The sequence below is a fragment of the Escherichia sp. MOD1-EC6819 genome (assembly GCF_002965765.1).
GTDB lineage: Bacteria > Pseudomonadota > Gammaproteobacteria > Enterobacterales > Enterobacteriaceae > Escherichia > Escherichia ruysiae.
The window spans coordinates 14712-30254 of record NZ_PTRG01000021.1; the positions used below are offsets into that span (position 1 = coordinate 14712).

The 15543-nt window shown below is 53.8% G+C and carries 17 protein-coding genes and 1 riboswitch; of the genes, 8 read left to right on the forward strand and 9 right to left on the reverse strand.

Going from position 1 to position 15543, the window contains the following annotated elements; all coding sequences use genetic code 11:
- From thiS to A7Z06_RS21075, 5 genes are all read right to left on the reverse strand, one after another.
- A complete protein-coding gene (gene thiS, locus A7Z06_RS21055) occupies nt 1-201 on the reverse strand; it encodes a sulfur carrier protein ThiS (RefSeq protein WP_001166239.1) in 201 nt (66 codons plus the stop codon).
- A complete protein-coding gene (thiF, locus tag A7Z06_RS21060) occupies nt 185-940 on the reverse strand; it encodes a thiazole biosynthesis adenylyltransferase ThiF (protein WP_010348292.1) in 756 nt (251 codons plus the stop codon). Before thiF ends, thiS begins: the two co-directional genes overlap by 17 nt.
- Entirely contained in the window at nt 933-1568 is a 636-nt protein-coding gene (gene thiE, locus A7Z06_RS21065) for a thiamine phosphate synthase (RefSeq protein WP_000284596.1), read from the reverse strand. Before thiE ends, thiF begins: the two co-directional genes overlap by 8 nt.
- Nucleotides 1568-3463: a phosphomethylpyrimidine synthase ThiC gene (thiC, locus tag A7Z06_RS21070; RefSeq protein WP_001274112.1), complete on the reverse strand. Its 1896-nt coding sequence runs from the start codon at nt 3461-3463 to the stop codon at nt 1568-1570. Before thiC ends, thiE begins: the two co-directional genes overlap by 1 nt.
- A 79-nt stretch (nt 3464-3542) precedes the next feature.
- Nucleotides 3543-3643: riboswitch (TPP riboswitch) on the reverse strand.
- 51 nt (nt 3644-3694) lie between these two features.
- Nucleotides 3695-4171 carry an Rsd/AlgQ family anti-sigma factor gene (locus A7Z06_RS21075; RefSeq protein ID WP_000934290.1) on the reverse strand — a complete coding sequence of 159 codons (477 nt, stop codon included), beginning with the start codon at nt 4169-4171 and terminating at the stop codon, nt 3695-3697.
- 94 nt (nt 4172-4265) lie between these two features.
- Here A7Z06_RS21075 and nudC point away from each other — a divergent pair, with 94 nt between their 5' ends.
- From nudC to A7Z06_RS21105, 6 genes are all read left to right on the forward strand, one after another.
- Nucleotides 4266-5039, forward strand: coding sequence for an NAD(+) diphosphatase (gene nudC / locus A7Z06_RS21080; protein ID WP_000373947.1), 774 nt, complete (start codon nt 4266-4268; stop codon nt 5037-5039).
- A 39-nt stretch (nt 5040-5078) separates the two neighbouring features.
- Nucleotides 5079-6143 carry a uroporphyrinogen decarboxylase gene (gene hemE / locus A7Z06_RS21085; RefSeq protein ID WP_000137657.1) on the forward strand — a complete coding sequence of 355 codons (1065 nt, stop codon included), beginning with the start codon at nt 5079-5081 and terminating at the stop codon, nt 6141-6143.
- 9 nt (nt 6144-6152) lie between these two features.
- Nucleotides 6153-6824 (forward strand): deoxyribonuclease V, encoded by a 672-nt coding sequence (gene nfi, locus A7Z06_RS21090; RefSeq protein WP_000362395.1) that lies wholly within the window; start codon nt 6153-6155, stop codon nt 6822-6824.
- Between the two features lie 42 nt (nt 6825-6866).
- A complete protein-coding gene (locus A7Z06_RS21095; RefSeq protein ID WP_000940106.1) occupies nt 6867-7457 on the forward strand; it encodes a YjaG family protein in 591 nt (196 codons plus the stop codon).
- Between the two features lie 186 nt (nt 7458-7643).
- Nucleotides 7644-7916: a nucleoid-associated protein HU-alpha gene (gene hupA / locus A7Z06_RS21100; RefSeq protein WP_001044513.1), complete on the forward strand. Its 273-nt coding sequence runs from the start codon at nt 7644-7646 to the stop codon at nt 7914-7916.
- Between the two features lie 12 nt (nt 7917-7928).
- Nucleotides 7929-8624 carry a DUF1481 domain-containing protein gene (locus A7Z06_RS21105; RefSeq protein WP_038809070.1) on the forward strand — a complete coding sequence of 232 codons (696 nt, stop codon included), beginning with the start codon at nt 7929-7931 and terminating at the stop codon, nt 8622-8624.
- Nucleotide 8625: 1 nt separating this feature from the next.
- Here the strand turns inward: A7Z06_RS21105 and zraP are convergent, their stop codons facing one another.
- Together zraP and A7Z06_RS22290 are read right to left on the reverse strand one after the other, a co-directional pair.
- On the reverse strand, nt 8626-9051 hold the full coding sequence (gene zraP, locus A7Z06_RS21110) for a zinc resistance sensor/chaperone ZraP (RefSeq protein WP_010348290.1): 426 nt from the start codon (nt 9049-9051) through the stop codon (nt 8626-8628).
- Between the two features lie 2 nt (nt 9052-9053).
- The gene (locus tag A7Z06_RS22290; RefSeq protein ID WP_071987976.1) at nt 9054-9182 is read right to left on the reverse strand and encodes a hypothetical protein; all 129 of its coding nucleotides are present in this window, start codon (nt 9180-9182) and stop codon (nt 9054-9056) included.
- A 109-nt stretch (nt 9183-9291) separates the two neighbouring features.
- Between A7Z06_RS22290 and zraS the strand changes: the two genes are divergently transcribed.
- Together zraS and zraR are read left to right on the forward strand one after the other, a co-directional pair.
- Nucleotides 9292-10668 (forward strand): two-component system sensor histidine kinase ZraS, encoded by a 1377-nt coding sequence (gene zraS / locus A7Z06_RS21120; protein ID WP_001211888.1) that lies wholly within the window; start codon nt 9292-9294, stop codon nt 10666-10668.
- Nucleotides 10665-11990 (forward strand): sigma-54-dependent response regulator transcription factor ZraR, encoded by a 1326-nt coding sequence (zraR, locus tag A7Z06_RS21125; protein WP_105279571.1) that lies wholly within the window; start codon nt 10665-10667, stop codon nt 11988-11990. Before zraS ends, zraR begins: the two co-directional genes overlap by 4 nt.
- Here zraR and purD read toward each other — a convergent pair.
- On the reverse strand, nt 11987-13276 hold the full coding sequence (gene purD, locus A7Z06_RS21130; RefSeq protein WP_000866834.1) for a phosphoribosylamine--glycine ligase: 1290 nt from the start codon (nt 13274-13276) through the stop codon (nt 11987-11989). The two genes, zraR and purD, sit on opposite strands and share 4 nt — an antisense overlap.
- 11 nt (nt 13277-13287) lie before the next feature.
- Nucleotides 13288-14877 carry a bifunctional phosphoribosylaminoimidazolecarboxamide formyltransferase/IMP cyclohydrolase gene (gene purH, locus A7Z06_RS21135; protein WP_001187577.1) on the reverse strand — a complete coding sequence of 530 codons (1590 nt, stop codon included), beginning with the start codon at nt 14875-14877 and terminating at the stop codon, nt 13288-13290.
- Nucleotides 14878-15543 lie beyond the last annotated feature (666 nt).

Consider the following 15543-nt stretch of genomic DNA (forward strand, 5'->3'; position numbering starts at 1 on the left):
TCAACCTCCTGCAATAACCTGAAAAAGCAGGATCTGGTCGCCATCCTGCACGATATGTTGCGCCCATTGCTCGCGCGGGACGATTTGCTGATTAATTGCCAGCGCCGCACCTGCTTTTAGCTGATCGAGTTGTTCCAGCAGTTCGTGAATAGTTTGTCCGGTGGCACACTGCATCGGTTGATCGTTAAACAGAATCTGCATTGCGCTCTCCGCATACCGGACATCCGTTGGCGCGGCGCAACGACAGGCTGCGCCACTGGCTGGATTTACCGTCGAACAGTCGGAGTTCTCCTGTAGGCGTCTCTATACCGCTCAATAACTTAATCGCTTCCAGTGCCTGTAACGTGCCCATCACTCCGACCACCGGACCAACCACGCCTGCCGTGCGGCAGTTGCGTTCTGGCTCCTGGTTATCTGGCCACAGGCAGCGGTAACACCCCTGCTCCCAGGGCGGCGTCAGTACCATCAACTGACCGCCAAATCCGACCGCGCTGGCGGTGATAAGCGGCGTGTTGAGTGCCACGCAGGCGGCATTAATCTCCTGGCGAGTCGCCATATTGTCTGTACAGTCGAGTACCACATCGGCTTGTGCAACCGCATCTTTTAACGCCTCACCCGTTAACCGTTGTTGTAGTGCTATCAGTTGAATATCGGGATTCAACAGTGTCAGTCGCTGATGGCTGACCTGCGATTTCGGGCGATCGATATCTTCAGTGGTAAAGAGGATTTGTCGTTGCAGATTGCTTAAATGCACATCGTCGTCATCTGCCAGTACCAGCGTCCCGACGCCAGCGCCCGCCAGGTATAGCGCAGCAGGTGTACCCAGCCCGCCAAGACCGATAATCAGCACCTGGCTGTCGAGCAGTTTTTGCTGCCCGTCAAGAGCGATATCGTCGAGCAGGATTTGGCGGCTATAACGCATAAAATCACGGTCATTCATTGCCAACTCCTGCAATTTCCAGCAACTGTGCCGTTGCCAAACGCCAGTCTGCCGCCTGGGTAATGGCACTGACGACGGCGATACTGCCGACACCCGTCGCCATCACCGCAGGCGCGCGTGCCAGACTGATACCGCCAATCGCCACGGTGGGATAATCCACCAGACGCTCAATGTGCCGTGTCAACTGCTCTAGCCCCTGCGGTGCAGAAGGCATCTGTTTGGTTTGTGTCGGAAACACATGTCCCAGCGCGATATAAGAAGGTCGTGCTGCCAGCGCAACGTCGATTTCCATATCGTCATGGGTCGAAACGCCAAGCCGCAGACCAGCCGCGCGGATGGCGCTGAGATCGGTAGATTGCAAATCTTCCTGCCCCAGATGGACGCCATACGCCTGATGCTTGATCGCCAGCCGCCAGTAATCATTAATAAACAGCCGCGCGTTATAGCGGCGACCCAGCTCAATTGCCGCTACGACATCGGCTTCCACCTCTTCATCGCGCTGATCTTTGATGCGTAGCTGGAGGGTTCGCACGCCAGCGTCCAGCAGACGTTCGATCCACTGTACGCTGTCCACCACCGGGTACAGCCCTAAACGAAAAGGTACAGGAGGAAAATCAGGCTGATACATCACGCTTCCTCCTTACGCAGATAGATTTCTCCGCCTCTGGCGCGGAAATTCTCCGACATATCCGCCATTCCCACTTCAATGGTTTGCGCGGCGGCGTAATCACGTACTTCCTGGCTGATTTTCATCGAGCAGAATTTCGGCCCACACATGGAGCAAAAATGGGCGACTTTACCGGACTCTTGCGGCAGGGTTTCATCGTGGTAAGCGCGAGCGGTAAATGGGTCGAGAGCCAGATTAAACTGGTCTTCCCAGCGAAATTCGAAGCGGGCTTTCGACATGGCGTTATCGCGAATTTGCGCGCCCGGATGCCCTTTTGCCAGGTCGGCAGCGTGGGCGGCAATCTTATAGGTGATAAGCCCTTGCTTAACGTCTTCTTTATTGGGCAGACCCAGGTGCTCTTTCGGCGTTACGTAACAGAGCATCGCGCAGCCAAACCAGCCGATCATCGCCGCACCAATCCCCGACGTGAAGTGGTCATAGCCTGGTGCAATATCGGTGGTCAGCGGCCCGAGGGTATAGAACGGCGCTTCATGGCAGTGCTCTAACTCCTCGGTCATATTACGGCGAATCATCTGCATCGGCACATGCCCGGGGCCTTCAATCATCACCTGTACGTCATATTCCCAGGCGATTTTGGTCAGTTCGCCCAGCGTATGCAGCTCGGCAAACTGCGCTTCATCGTTGGCGTCCTGAATCGAACCGGGGCGCAGGCCGTCGCCCAGCGACAGCGAAACGTCATAAGCAGCGCAGATTTCACAAATTTCGCGGAAATGTTGATAAAGGAAATTTTCCTGATGATGGGAGAGGCACCATTTCGCCATAATCGAACCGCCGCGCGAGACGATACCGGTCAGGCGTTTCGCGGTCATCGGTACATAGCGCAGGAGAACGCCTGCATGAATCGTGAAATAATCCACGCCCTGTTCGGCCTGTTCCAGCAGCGTGTCGCGGAACGCTTCCCAGGTAAGATCTTCAGCGATCCCATTAACCTTCTCCAGTGCCTGGTAGATCGGCACAGTACCGATTGGCACCGGGCTGTTACGCAAAATCCATTCGCGGGTTTCGTGAATATAGCGACCGGTGGAAAGATCCATCACCGTATCCGCTCCCCAGCGCGTAGACCACACCAGCTTTTCCACTTCTTCTTCGATGGAAGAGGTGACCGCCGAGTTGCCGATATTAGCGTTCACTTTCACCAGAAAGTTGCGGCCGATGATCATCGGCTCTGATTCAGGATGATTAATGTTGGCGGGGATAATGGCGCGTCCGGCAGCGACTTCATCACGGACAAATTCCGCAGTGATATTTTCCGGCAGACGTGCGCCAAAGCTCATTCCCGGATGCTGGTGGCGCAAAACTTCGCTGCGGATGCGCTCGCGTCCCATATTCTCGCGAATGGCGATGAATTCCATCTCCGGTGTGATGATGCCTTGACGGGCGTAGTGCAATTGTGTGACGCGGTGGCCTGCTTTGGCGCGTTTTGGCGTTAATACGCCGCTAAAACGCAGCTCTTCGAGGCCATCATCTGCCAGCCGCGCTTTAGTGTAATCGGAACTGCGCACGGTAAGTTCTTCGCTATCGCCGCGTGCGTCGATCCACGGCTGACGCAGTTTTGCCAGCCCTTGCTGAACGTTAATGGCGATTTGCGGATCGCCATATGGGCCGGAGGTGTCATAAACCGGAATCGCTTCGTTTTCTTCGTACTGCGGCTGTTCTTTGCTGCCGCCGATTAGCGTCGGGCTAAGCTGGATCTCACGCATCGGCACGCGCACGCCGGGTTGTGTGCCAGTGATATAAATGCGTTTTGAGTTGGGAAAGGCGGTGCCTTCCAGGGTGTCGATAAAATGTTGCGCCTGGGCGCGTTGTTCGCGGCGGGTCAGTTTTATTGCAGACATAGCTCATTCCAAAAGTTAAGGACGTGGCTTGTCAGACGACGGATGAAGCAAGAGACGATCGCTGCAAAGGCGATACGGTAGCAGATTAACTCTTGTTCCCTTCGCAGGTATTAGCCTGATCAGGTTCCGCGGATCCCGAATGAACGGTCTCAGCCAGTTAAGGCACTCCGACAAGAAATTAGCCCCGAAAACGGGGCGTTGAATGTAAATTACGCGTTAACAGCGCAGAACTCAAGCAAGATGTTTGACGCGGGCGGCGTCAAGCACCAGCAGAATCAGCTTATCTTCCAGCACAAAGCGCGCTTCCAGCGCCTCGCCGATATCAGATAAAACCTGTTGAAATTCAAGGTAATTATCATGATCGATGGCGGTTTCCAGGCTGGAATCGTAGTAATCCATAATCTGTTGGGTATTGGCTTCGAGTTGCGGCCAAATCTTCGCGGCATGAGCGAGCTGCCCGTTGCCTTCCAGCTTATGAAGAATGCGCTCATAAATGCTGAAATGTCCGGCAGACAAGTAATCGACCAGACTCTGGCAAAAATCATCAAGGGCTTTTTCGTTTAGCCTCATGTACGATTCTTTGCCAGGCTTAATGCCAACCAGATTGTAGTAAGCCACGAGCAGATGCTTACGTACATGTAGCCAGCGATCAACCAGTTTGTTACTTCCTCTGACGTGCTCCGTCAGGTTATCGAGCTGGTTAAGCATGATTGACTCCGCAAGTTTGTATTCAAAAACTGCTCAGTGAGAAATGTAAAAACCATGTTAAACATGCCAGTGATGCAAAGGTAGTGCAAGAGCTATGGATCGTATAATTGAAAAATTAGATCACGGCTGGTGGGTCGTCAGTCATGAGCAAAAATTATGGTTGCCGAAGGGAGAATTGCCATATGGCGAAGCGGCAAATTTCGAGCTTGTGGGTCAGCGCGCACTACAAATCGGCGAATGGCAGGGAGAACCTGTTTGGCTAGTTCAACAGCAGCGTCGCCATGATATGGGCTCGGTGCGCCAGGTCATTGATCTGGACGTCGGGCTATTTCAACTAGCCGGACGCGGCGTGCAACTGGCGGAGTTTTACCGCTCGCATAAATACTGCGGGTATTGCGGGCATGAAATGTATCCGAGCAAAACAGAATGGGCGATGCTGTGCAGCCACTGCCGTGAGCGTTACTACCCGCAAATCGCCCCCTGCATTATTGTTGCCATCCGTCGTGATGATTCGATTCTGCTCGCTCAGCATACCCGCCATCGTAACGGTGTCCATACGGTACTTGCCGGATTCGTCGAAGTGGGCGAAACCCTCGAACAGGCGGTCGCGCGGGAAGTAATGGAAGAGAGTGGCATCAAAGTCAAAAACCTGCGTTACGTGACTTCTCAGCCGTGGCCATTTCCTCAGTCATTAATGACTGCGTTTATGGCGGACTATGAGAGCGGCGACATCGTGATTGATCCAAAAGAACTGCTGGAGGCGAACTGGTATCGTTACGACGATTTACCCTTACTGCCACCTCCTGGCACCGTGGCGCGCCGTCTGATAGAAGATACGGTGGCGATGTGTCGGGCAGAGTATGAGTGATGATACACTGACCGCCTGACGCACTAAGGAACAGCCAAAATGACCGAACTTAAAAACGATCGTTATCTGCGGGCGCTGCTGCGCCAGCCCGTTGATGTCACTCCAGTATGGATGATGCGCCAGGCGGGTCGCTATCTACCAGAATATAAAGCCACGCGTGCTCAGGCGGGCGATTTTATGTCGCTTTGCAAAAACGCCGAACTGGCGTGCGAAGTGACTTTGCAGCCGCTGCGTCGCTATCCGTTGGACGCGGCGATCCTCTTTTCCGATATCCTCACCGTTCCGGACGCGATGGGATTAGGGCTCTATTTTGAAGCCGGAGAAGGTCCTCGTTTTACCTCGCCAGTCACCTGCAAAGCTGACGTTGATAAACTGCCAATTCCGGATCCGGAAGATGAACTGGGTTACGTGATGAACGCGGTGCGTACCATTCGCCGCGAACTGAAAGGCGAAGTGCCGCTGATTGGTTTTTCCGGCAGTCCGTGGACGCTGGCGACCTACATGGTGGAAGGCGGCAGCAGCAAAGCCTTCACCGTGATCAAAAAAATGATGTATGCCGATCCGCAGGCGTTACACGCGTTACTCGATAAACTGGCGAAAAGCGTCACCCTGTATCTGAATGCGCAGATTAAAGCCGGTGCCCAGGCGGTGATGATTTTCGACACCTGGGGCGGCGTGCTTACCGGGCGCGATTATCAACAGTTCTCGCTCTATTACATGCATAAAATTGTTGATGGTTTATTGCGTGAAAACGACGGTCGCCGCGTGCCCGTCACGCTGTTTACCAAAGGTGGCGGACAGTGGCTGGAAGCCATGGCAGAAACCGGTTGCGATGCGCTGGGACTGGACTGGACAACCGACATCGCCGATGCGCGCCGCCGCGTGGGCAATAAAGTCGCATTGCAGGGCAATATGGACCCGTCGATGCTGTACGCGCCACCAGCCCGAATTGAAGAAGAAGTAGCGACTATACTTGCAGGTTTCGGTCACGGCGAAGGTCATGTCTTTAACCTTGGTCACGGCATTCACCAGGATGTACCGCCAGAACATGCTGGCGTGTTTGTGGAGGCAGTGCATCGGTTATCTGAACAATATCACCGCTAAGGAGTAATTATGGATCTCGCGTCATTACGCGCTCAACAAATCGAACTGGCTTCTTCTGTGATCCGCGAGGATCGACTCGATAAAGATCCACCGGATCTGATCGCCGGAGCCGATGTCGGGTTTGAACAGGGTGGAGAAGTGACGCGAGCGGCGATGGTGCTGCTGAAATATCCCACTCTTGAGTTGGTGGAGTATAAAGTGGCACGCATTGCTACCACCATGCCTTACATCCCGGGGTTTCTCTCCTTCCGTGAATATCCTGCCCTGCTGGCTGCGTGGGAGATGCTGTCACAAAAGCCGGATTTAGTGTTTGTTGATGGCCACGGGATCTCGCATCCGCGCCGCCTTGGCGTCGCCAGCCATTTTGGCTTATTAGTGGATGTACCGACCATTGGCGTGGCGAAAAAACGACTATGCGGTAAATTCGAACCGCTCTCCAGCGAACCGGGCGCGCTGGCGCCGCTGATGGATAAAGGTGAGCAGCTGGCCTGGGTCTGGCGCAGCAAAGCACGCTGCAACCCGCTGTTTATCGCTACGGGTCATCGGGTCAGCGTGGATAGCGCGCTGGCGTGGGTACAACGCTGCATGAAAGGCTATCGTCTGCCAGAGCCAACGCGCTGGGCGGATGCCGTGGCCTCGGAACGTCCGGCATTTGTGCGCTATACAGCAAATCAGCCCTAATTCAGGTAAACTGCGGATAATTTCCGTATTTGAGAACTCAACATGTTACAAAACCCGATTCATCTGCGTCTGGAGCGCCTGGAAAGCTGGCAGCACGTCACTTTCATGGCTTGCTTATGCGAACGCATGTACCCCAATTACGCCATGTTCTGCCAGCAAACCGGTTTTGGTGATGGGCAAATTTACCGCCGTATTCTCGATCTCATTTGGGAAACACTGACCGTCAAAGACGCAAAAGTGAATTTCGACAGCCAACTGGAGAAATTTGAGGAAGCGATTCCTTCAGCGGACGATTTCGATCTGTACGGCGTTTATCCGGCAATTGATGCCTGCGTGGCGTTAAGTGAACTGGTTCATTCGCGTTTGAGTGGCGAAACGCTCGAACACGCGGTGGAAGTGAGTAAGACCTCCATCACTACCGTTGCGATGCTGGAAATGACTCAGGCTGGTCGCGAAATGAGCGATGAAGAGCTGAAAGAAAACCCAGCCGTTGAGCAAGAATGGGACATTCAGTGGGAAATATTCCGACTTTTAGCCGAGTGTGAAGAACGCGACATCGAGCTGATAAAAGGCCTTAGGGCAGACCTGCGTGAGGCGGGTGAGAGCAATATTGGTATAATTTTTCAGCAATAAGACCAGAAAACGTGAATTAACGCCTGATTTGTCTTACCTGGAGTCTTCCCTTTCGCCCCCCGTCTGGTCTACATTTGGGGGGCGAAAAAAAGTGGCTATCGGTGCGTGTATGCAGGAGAGTGCTATTCTGGCATTTCCGTCGCACTCGATGCTTAGCAAGCGATAAACACATTGTAAGGATAACTTATGAACAAGACTCAACTGATTGATGTAATTGCAGAGAAAGCAGAACTGTCCAAAACCCAGGCTAAAGCTGCTCTGGAGTCCACTCTGGCTGCAATTACTGAGTCTCTGAAAGAAGGCGATGCTGTACAACTGGTTGGTTTCGGAACCTTCAAAGTGAACCACCGCGCTGAGCGTACTGGCCGCAACCCGCAGACCGGTAAAGAAATCAAAATCGCCGCAGCTAACGTACCGGCATTTGTTTCTGGCAAGGCACTGAAAGACGCAGTTAAGTAAGATTGCGTGGCAGTGAACAGTTTTAACGAAGGGGTGGTTTCACCCCTTTTGTCTTTCTGGCGTCACTCATTGATGCTGGCAGGTGTACTGTTTCTCACTGCCTGTAGCCACAACTCTTCACTTCCTCCCTTTACTGCCAGTGGTTTTGCTGAAGACCAAGGCGCGGTACGTATCTGGCGAAAAGACAGCGGTGACAATGTGCATTTGCTTGCTGTGTTCAGCCCGTGGCGCAATGGCGATACCACGACGCGAGAGTATCGCTGGCAGGGCGATAACCTCACACTTATCAATATCAACGTCTACAGTAAACCGCCGGTGAACATTCGCGCGCGTTTTGACGATCGCGGCGACCTGAGCTTTATGCAACGTGAATCCGACGGGGAAAAGCAGCAGCTTTCTAACGACCAAATCGATTTATACCGTTATCGCGCTGACCAAATCCGCCAGATTAGCGATGCTTTACGCCAGGGGAGAGTGGTGCTGCGTCAGGGACGCTGGCATGAGATGGAACAGACCGTAACCACCTGCGAAGGGCAAACCATTAAACCTGATTTAGATTCGCAGGCGATAGCGCATATCGAGCGCCGCCAGAGCAGCTCTTCTGTTGATGTCAGCGTGGCATGGCTGGAAGCGCCCGAAGGTTCGCAATTACTGTTAGTGGCAAACTCTGATTTCTGTCGCTGGCAACCCAACGAGAAAACGTTCTGATTTACCAGTGACCCATACCCATATGACCGCCACCACCGCAGCCGCCGTAACCCATGCCCATTCCTGCACCGCGCGGAATACCCGCTTCAGCCATCGCGATATCCCGTTTCACCCGTAACTCATCTAACGACTGACGCAAAGTCTCCATCTCTTTGGCGACCGCATTAATTTTGCTGCTATCCGGTGGGTTAGCGGCTAACAGAGCGTTGTATTCATAACGCTTCGTCACCAGTTGCTGTTGCAGCGCGCTGCTTTGAGCATAAAAGTCATTATGGATTTTCTGCCACGCCGTCTGTTGTTCGCTGGTCAAAGGCGCGGAATTTTGCTGCCACATACCGTGTCCGCCGTGGGCAAATGCAGATGTTGATCCCATCGCCATTGCTGAAAGCGCCATCATCACCAGGGCAATTTTCGTGTTCCGTTTCATGGTTAATCCTCCAGTGGTTGTCTTACTTTGGGTATTGCATCTTCCGTGCCAACGACGAAACGCTGACGTGACGGGAAATCTGGCATGATAAGCGAGTAAAAATGACTCGCCTGATGTGGGTAGCGAGTCATTTTTACTCATTGAAACATAAGCGTTTGTGTTACAGCGCAGGGTAAACGCTGATCAAAGATGGCATGATTTCTGCTGTCAAAAAGGGATGAACAGGCAAAAAAGAAGAAGATGCGTTTTATGCAACGTTCTAAAGACTCCTTAGCCAAATGGTTAAGCGCCATCCTCCCCGTGGCCATTGTTGGGCTGGTGGGGCTGTTTGCGGTGACAGTGATTCGCGATTATGGGCGCGAGACTGCCGCCGCCAGACAAACGCTTCTGGAAAAAGGCAGTGTACTTATCCGTGCTCTCGAATCCGGCTCGCGCGTCGGCATGGGGATGCGCATGCATCATGCGCAGCAGCAGGCCTTACTGGAAGAAATGGCCGGACAGCCTGGAGTACGTTGGTTTGCGGTCACGGATGAACAAGGAATAATCGTGATGCATAGCAACTCCGGCATGGTGGGAAAACAGCTTTATTCCCCGCAGGAAATGCAGCAGTTACATCCGGGAGATGAAGAAGCGTGGCGGCGGATCGATAGTGCGGACGGCGAGCCTGTTCTGGAAATTTATCGCCAGTTTCAACCGATGTTTGCTGCTGGAATGCACCGGATGCGCCATATGCAGCAGTATGCCGCGACACCACAGGCAATTTTTATCGCTTTCGATGCCAGTAACATTGTGAGTGCTGAAGATCGTGAGCAGAGAAACACCCTTATTATCCTCTTCGCCCTGGCGACGGTGCTACTGGCAAGCGTGTTGTCATTCTTCTGGTATCGCCGGTATCTGCGCTCGCGCAAGCTTCTACAGGATGAGATGAAGCGCAAAGAGAAGCTGGTGGCGCTGGGGCATCTGGCGGCAGGTGTTGCCCATGAAATTCGCAATCCGCTTTCCTCAATTAAAGGGCTGGCGAAATATTTTGCCGAACGAGCACCAGAGGGTGGGGAAGCGCACCAACTGGCGCAGGTAATGGCGAAAGAGGCCGACCGTTTAAACCGCGTGGTCAGCGAGTTACTGGAACTGGTTAAGCCAACGCATCTGGCTTTGCAGGCGGTGGATCTCAACACCCTGATTAACCACTCATTACAGTTGGGAAGCCAGGATGCAAACAGCCGGGAAATTCAGTTGCGCTTTACCGCCAACGACACGTTGCCGCAAATTCAGGCAGATCCGGATCGGCTGACCCAGGTTCTGTTGAATCTCTATCTCAATGCTATTCAGGCGATTGGTCAGCATGGGGTGATTAGCGTGGCGGCCAGCGAAAGTGGCACAGGCGTGAAAATCAGCGTTACCGACAACGGTAAGGGAATTGCGGCGGATCAGCTTGAAGCCATCTTCACTCCGTACTTCACCACCAAAGCCGAAGGCACCGGACTGGGGTTGGCGGTCGTGCATAATATTGTTGAACAACACGGTGGTACAATTCAGGTCGCAAGCCAGGAGGGGAAAGGCGCAACGTTCACTCTATGGCTTCCGGTCAATATTACGCGTAAGGACCCACAAGGATGACGCACGATAATATCGATATTCTGGTGGTGGATGATGACATTAGCCATTGCACCATCTTGCAGGCATTGCTGCGCGGTTGGGGCTATAACGTCGCGCTGGCGAACAGCGGGCAACAGGCGCTGGCACAGGTGCGGGAACAGGTTTTTGATCTTGTGCTTTGCGATGTGCGAATGGCGGAGATGGACGGCATCGCCACGTTGAAAGAGATCAAAGCGTTAAATCCGGCGATTCCGGTACTGATTATGACCGCTTACTCCAGCGTCGAGACGGCGGTAGATGCACTGAAGACCGGGGCACTGGATTATCTCATTAAGCCGCTGGATTTCGATAACTTGCAGGCGACGCTGGAAAAGGCGCTCGCGCATACGCAGATTCTCGCTTCTGAAACGCCTGCGGTGTCTGCCAGCCAGTTTGGTATGGTCGGTAAAAGCCCGGCGATGCAACACCTGCTCAGTGAAATCGCCCTCGTCGCGCCATCGGAAGCCACGGTGCTGATCCACGGCGATTCCGGCACCGGTAAAGAGCTGGTCGCCAGGGCGATTCACGCCAGTAGCGCACGTAGCGAAAAACCGCTGGTAACGCTCAACTGCGCGGCACTCAACGAATCCTTACTGGAATCTGAATTGTTCGGTCACGAAAAAGGGGCGTTTACCGGCGCCGACAAACGGCGGGAAGGGCGCTTTGTTGAGGCAGACGGCGGCACGTTGTTTCTCGATGAAATTGGCGATATCTCGCCGATGATGCAGGTTCGTCTGCTGCGTGCGATTCAGGAGCGTGAAGTTCAGCGTGTCGGCAGCAACCAGACTATTTCGGTTGATGTTCGGCTGATTGCCGCGACCCATCGCGATCTTGCCGCTGAGGTAAAGGCCGGGCGTTTTCGCCAGGATCTCTACTATCGCCTGAACGTGGTGGCAATTGAAGTGCCGTCGCTGCGGCGACGGCGGGAAGATATTCCCCTGCTGGCTAACCATTTTCTTCAGCGATTTGCCGAACGCAATCGCAAGGCGGTAAAAGGCTTTACGCCCCAGGCGATGGATCTGCTGATTCACTACGACTGGCCGGGAAATATTCGCGAACTGGAAAACGCGGTAGAACGAGCGGTGGTGCTGCTGACCGGGGAATATATTTCCGAACGCGAGCTGCCGCTGGCGATTGCCAGTACGCCGATTCCGTTGGCGCAAAGTCAGGATATTCAGCCGCTGGTGGAAGTGGAAAAAGAGGTGATTCTGGCGGCGCTGGAGAAAACGGGCGGCAACAAAACCGAAGCCGCCCGTCAGTTAGGGATCACGCGCAAAACGCTATTGGCAAAACTGTCGCGTTAGTTCTGCTCGCGTTCGATGGCGCGCCAGCCGATATCTTTCCGGCAGAAGCAGTCATCCCAGTGGATATCAGTCATTAAGTCATAGGCGCGTTTCTGCGCTTCTGCCACGGTATGACCCAGCGCGGTGACGCACAGTACGCGCCCGCCGCTGGTCACCACCTGCTCGTCATCTGCCAGTTTTGTGCCCGCGTGGAACACTTTGCCGCCTTCGACTTCTTCCAGGGGCAGGCCGTGGATCACATCGCCAGTGCGATAATCGCCCGGATATCCACCCGCAGCCATCACCACGCCGAGAGAAGCGCGTTCATCCCACTCGGACGTTTTCTCGTCCAGCTTGCCTTCACAGGCGGCCAGGCTGAGCTCAACCAGATCGGACTTCATGCGCAGCATAATCGGCTGGGTTTCTGGATCGCCAAAGCGGCAGTTAAATTCGATAACCTTTGGATTGCCCTGTTTGTCGATCATCAAACCTGCATAGAGAAAACCGGTGTAGGTGTTTCCTTCCGCCGCCATGCCTTTCACGGTTGGCCAGATGATACGTTCCATCGTGCGCTGATGAACTTCATCGGTTACTACCGGCGCTGGAGAGTAAGCACCCATTCCGCCGGTGTTCGGCCCGGTATCTTTATCGCCTACGCGTTTGTGATCCTGGCTGGTGGCCATCGGCAGCACATGCTCGCCGTCCACCATCACGATAAAGCTCGCTTCTTCGCCGTCGAGGAACTCTTCGATAACAATGCGATGACCCGCGTCGCCAAAGGCGTTGCCCGCCAGCATATCGTGAACAGCCGCTTCGGCTTCTTCCAGCGTCATCGCGACGATAACGCCTTTCCCGGCAGCCAGACCGTCAGCTTTAATGACGATTGGCGCGCCTTTCTCACGCAGATACGCCAGCGCAGGTTCTACCTCGGTGAAGTTCTGGTATTCCGCCGTAGGGATCTTATGGCGAGCCAGGAAATCCTTGGTAAACGCTTTCGACCCTTCCAGTTGCGCGGCACCTGCCGTCGGGCCGAAGATCTTCAGCCCAGCGGCGCGGAAGGTATCGACCACGCCTTTCACCAGCGGCGCTTCCGGGCCGACGATGGTCAGATCTACCTTTTCGTTTTGCGCGAAATCCAGCAGTGCCGGGATATCGGTCACGCCGATAGCGACGTTTTGCAGCGCAGGTTCCAGCGCCGTTCCCGCATTACCTGGTGCGACAAATACAGTCTCAACCAGCGGTGATTGCGCCGCTTTCCAGGCCAGCGCGTGTTCGCGCCCGCCGTTACCAATCACTAATACTTTCATCTATTGCTCCATTAATGGCGGAAGTGGCGCATGTCGGTGAAGAGCATCGCAATACCGTGTTCATCGGCAGCGGCAATCACTTCGTCATCACGGATAGAACCGCCGGGCTGGATTACGCAGGTCACGCCCGCAGCGGCGGCGGCATCAATACCGTCGCGGAACGGGAAGAATGCATCAGAAGCCATAGAGGAACCTTTCACTTCCAGGCCTTCATCGGCAGCTTTAATGCCGGCGATTTTTGCGGAGTACACGCGGCTCATCTGGCCTGCGCCAATCCCGATGGTCATATTGTTTTTGGCATAAACGATGGCATTGGATTTCACAAACTTCGCCACTTTCCAGCAGAACAGCGCATCACGCAGTTCCTGCTCGGTCGGCTGACGTTTGGTGACGACGCGCAGTTCTTCTGCACCGACCATGCCCAGATCGCGATCCTGAACCAGCAGACCGCCGTTCACGCGTTTGAAATCAAGACCCGGAATACGTTCGCCCCACTGACCACAGGTCAGGACGCGAACGTTCTGTTTGGCGGCGGTGATTTTCAGGGCTTCTTCGCTGGCGGACGGCGCAATAATCACTTCGACAAACTGACGAGAAATGATGGCCTGTGCTGTTTCAGCATCCAGCTCGCGGTTAAAGGCAATGATGCCGCCGAATGCGGAGGTCGGGTCGGTTTTGTACGCGCGATCGTAAGCATCAAGAATGGAATTGCCGATAGCCACGCCGCAAGGGTTGGCGTGCTTCACAATGACACATGCCGGCTCGGCGAACTCTTTCACGCACTCCAGCGCCGCATCAGTATCGGCGATGTTGTTATAAGAGAGGGCTTTACCCTGAACCTGGGTTGCGGTGGCAACGGAGGCTTCTTTCACATTCTCTTCTATATAGAAGGCAGCCTGCTGGTGGCTGTTCTCGCCGTAACGCATATCCTGCTTCTTAATGAAGTTCAGGTTCAACGTGCGCGGGAAGCGACCGGCAGCTTCTTTGCTTTCACCGTGGTAAGCCGGAACCATGCTGCCGAAGTAGTTGGCAATCATGCTGTCGTAAGCGGCGGTGTGCTCGAAGGCTTTGATGGCGAGGTCGAAACGGGTTGCAAGCGTCAGCGATCCTTCGTTGGCATCCATCTCATTAATAATGGCGTCGTAGTCGCTGCTCTTCACCACGATGGCGACATCTTTATGGTTCTTCGCTGCGGAGCGCACCATCGTTGGGCCGCCGATATCGATGTTCTCAACCGCATCTTCCAGCGAGCAACCTTCACGGGCAACGGTCTGGGCGAACGGATACAGGTTAACAACCACCATATCGATAGGCTGGATCTGATGTTCTTCCATAATGGCATCGTCCTGGCCGCGACGGCCCAGAATGCCACCATGTACTTTCGGATGCAGAGTCTTCACACGTCCATCCATCATCTCCGGGAAACCGGTGTAATCGGAAACTTCGGTCACCGGCAGACCCTTTTCTGCTAACAGTCGGGCAGTGCCTCCTGTAGATAGCAGTTCCACACCGCGTGCGGAAAGTGCCTGAGCGAATTCGACGATACCGGCTTTGTCAGAAACACTGAGCAGAGCGCGGCGGACTGGACGACGTTGTTGCATGGTAAATCCCCTGGATTTGACTATTACAGAGAGCGTTAGCTGAATTTTTCGCGAAAAACTCAGCTAACGCCCCTAACGGGGCATCTTTATTTTTCGCCCGCATTGTAACGAAAACGTTTGCGCAACGCTCGCGAATTTTTTTGTTTCGATGGTGAGCAGCATTTCGATTGTGGTTAGCAGGTCAGGAATACAGAAATAACGCTTATGATTGTGGATAACTCTGTGCGTAAAAAGGTATAAATAGGGGGTTTGCTGGGGAATGCAGCAGTCAGTCATTTTTTTGCAATTTTTCTATTGCGGCCTCAGGAGAACTCCCTATAATGCGCCTCCATCGACACGGCGGATGTGAATCACTTCACACAAATGGCCGGTCCGGTTGAAGAGATAAAATCCTGAAATTCAGGGTTGACTCTGAGAGAGGAAAGCGTAATATACGCCACCTCGCGACAGTGAGCTGAAAGCCGCGTCGCAACTGCTCTTTAACAATTTATCAGACAATCTGTGTGGGCACTCGAAGATACGGATTCTTAACGTCGCAAGACGATAAATGAATACCAAGTCTCAAGAGTGAACACGTAATTCATTACGAAGTTTAATTCTTTGAGCATCAAACTTTTAAATTGAAGAGTTTGATCATGGCTCAGATTGAACGCTGGCGGCAGGCCT

What these genes read in the sequence shown, in the direction of transcription:
- thiS (WP_001166239.1), bottom strand. Translation starts at nt 201, where the DNA reads ATGCAGATTCTGTTTAACGATCAACCGATGCAGTGTGCCACCGGACAA.
- thiF (WP_010348292.1), bottom strand. Translation starts at nt 940, where the DNA reads ATGAATGACCGTGATTTTATGCGTTATAGCCGCCAAATCCTGCTCGAC.
- thiE (WP_000284596.1), bottom strand. Translation starts at nt 1,568, where the DNA reads ATGTATCAGCCTGATTTTCCTCCTGTACCTTTTCGTTTAGGGCTGTAC.
- thiC (WP_001274112.1), bottom strand. Translation starts at nt 3,463, where the DNA reads ATGTCTGCAATAAAACTGACCCGCCGCGAACAACGCGCCCAGGCGCAA.
- A7Z06_RS21075 (WP_000934290.1), bottom strand. Translation starts at nt 4,171, where the DNA reads ATGCTTAACCAGCTCGATAACCTGACGGAGCACGTCAGAGGAAGTAAC.
- nudC (WP_000373947.1), top strand. Translation starts at nt 4,266, where the DNA reads ATGGATCGTATAATTGAAAAATTAGATCACGGCTGGTGGGTCGTCAGT.
- hemE (WP_000137657.1), top strand. Translation starts at nt 5,079, where the DNA reads ATGACCGAACTTAAAAACGATCGTTATCTGCGGGCGCTGCTGCGCCAG.
- nfi (WP_000362395.1), top strand. Translation starts at nt 6,153, where the DNA reads ATGGATCTCGCGTCATTACGCGCTCAACAAATCGAACTGGCTTCTTCT.
- A7Z06_RS21095 (WP_000940106.1), top strand. Translation starts at nt 6,867, where the DNA reads ATGTTACAAAACCCGATTCATCTGCGTCTGGAGCGCCTGGAAAGCTGG.
- hupA (WP_001044513.1), top strand. Translation starts at nt 7,644, where the DNA reads ATGAACAAGACTCAACTGATTGATGTAATTGCAGAGAAAGCAGAACTG.
- zraP (WP_010348290.1), bottom strand. Translation starts at nt 9,051, where the DNA reads ATGAAACGGAACACGAAAATTGCCCTGGTGATGATGGCGCTTTCAGCA.
- A7Z06_RS22290 (WP_071987976.1), bottom strand. Translation starts at nt 9,182, where the DNA reads ATGACTCGCTACCCACATCAGGCGAGTCATTTTTACTCGCTTATCATG.
- zraS (WP_001211888.1), top strand. Translation starts at nt 9,292, where the DNA reads ATGCGTTTTATGCAACGTTCTAAAGACTCCTTAGCCAAATGGTTAAGC.
- zraR (WP_105279571.1), top strand. Translation starts at nt 10,665, where the DNA reads ATGACGCACGATAATATCGATATTCTGGTGGTGGATGATGACATTAGC.
- purD (WP_000866834.1), bottom strand. Translation starts at nt 13,276, where the DNA reads ATGAAAGTATTAGTGATTGGTAACGGCGGGCGCGAACACGCGCTGGCC.
- purH (WP_001187577.1), bottom strand. Translation starts at nt 14,877, where the DNA reads ATGCAACAACGTCGTCCAGTCCGCCGCGCTCTGCTCAGTGTTTCTGAC.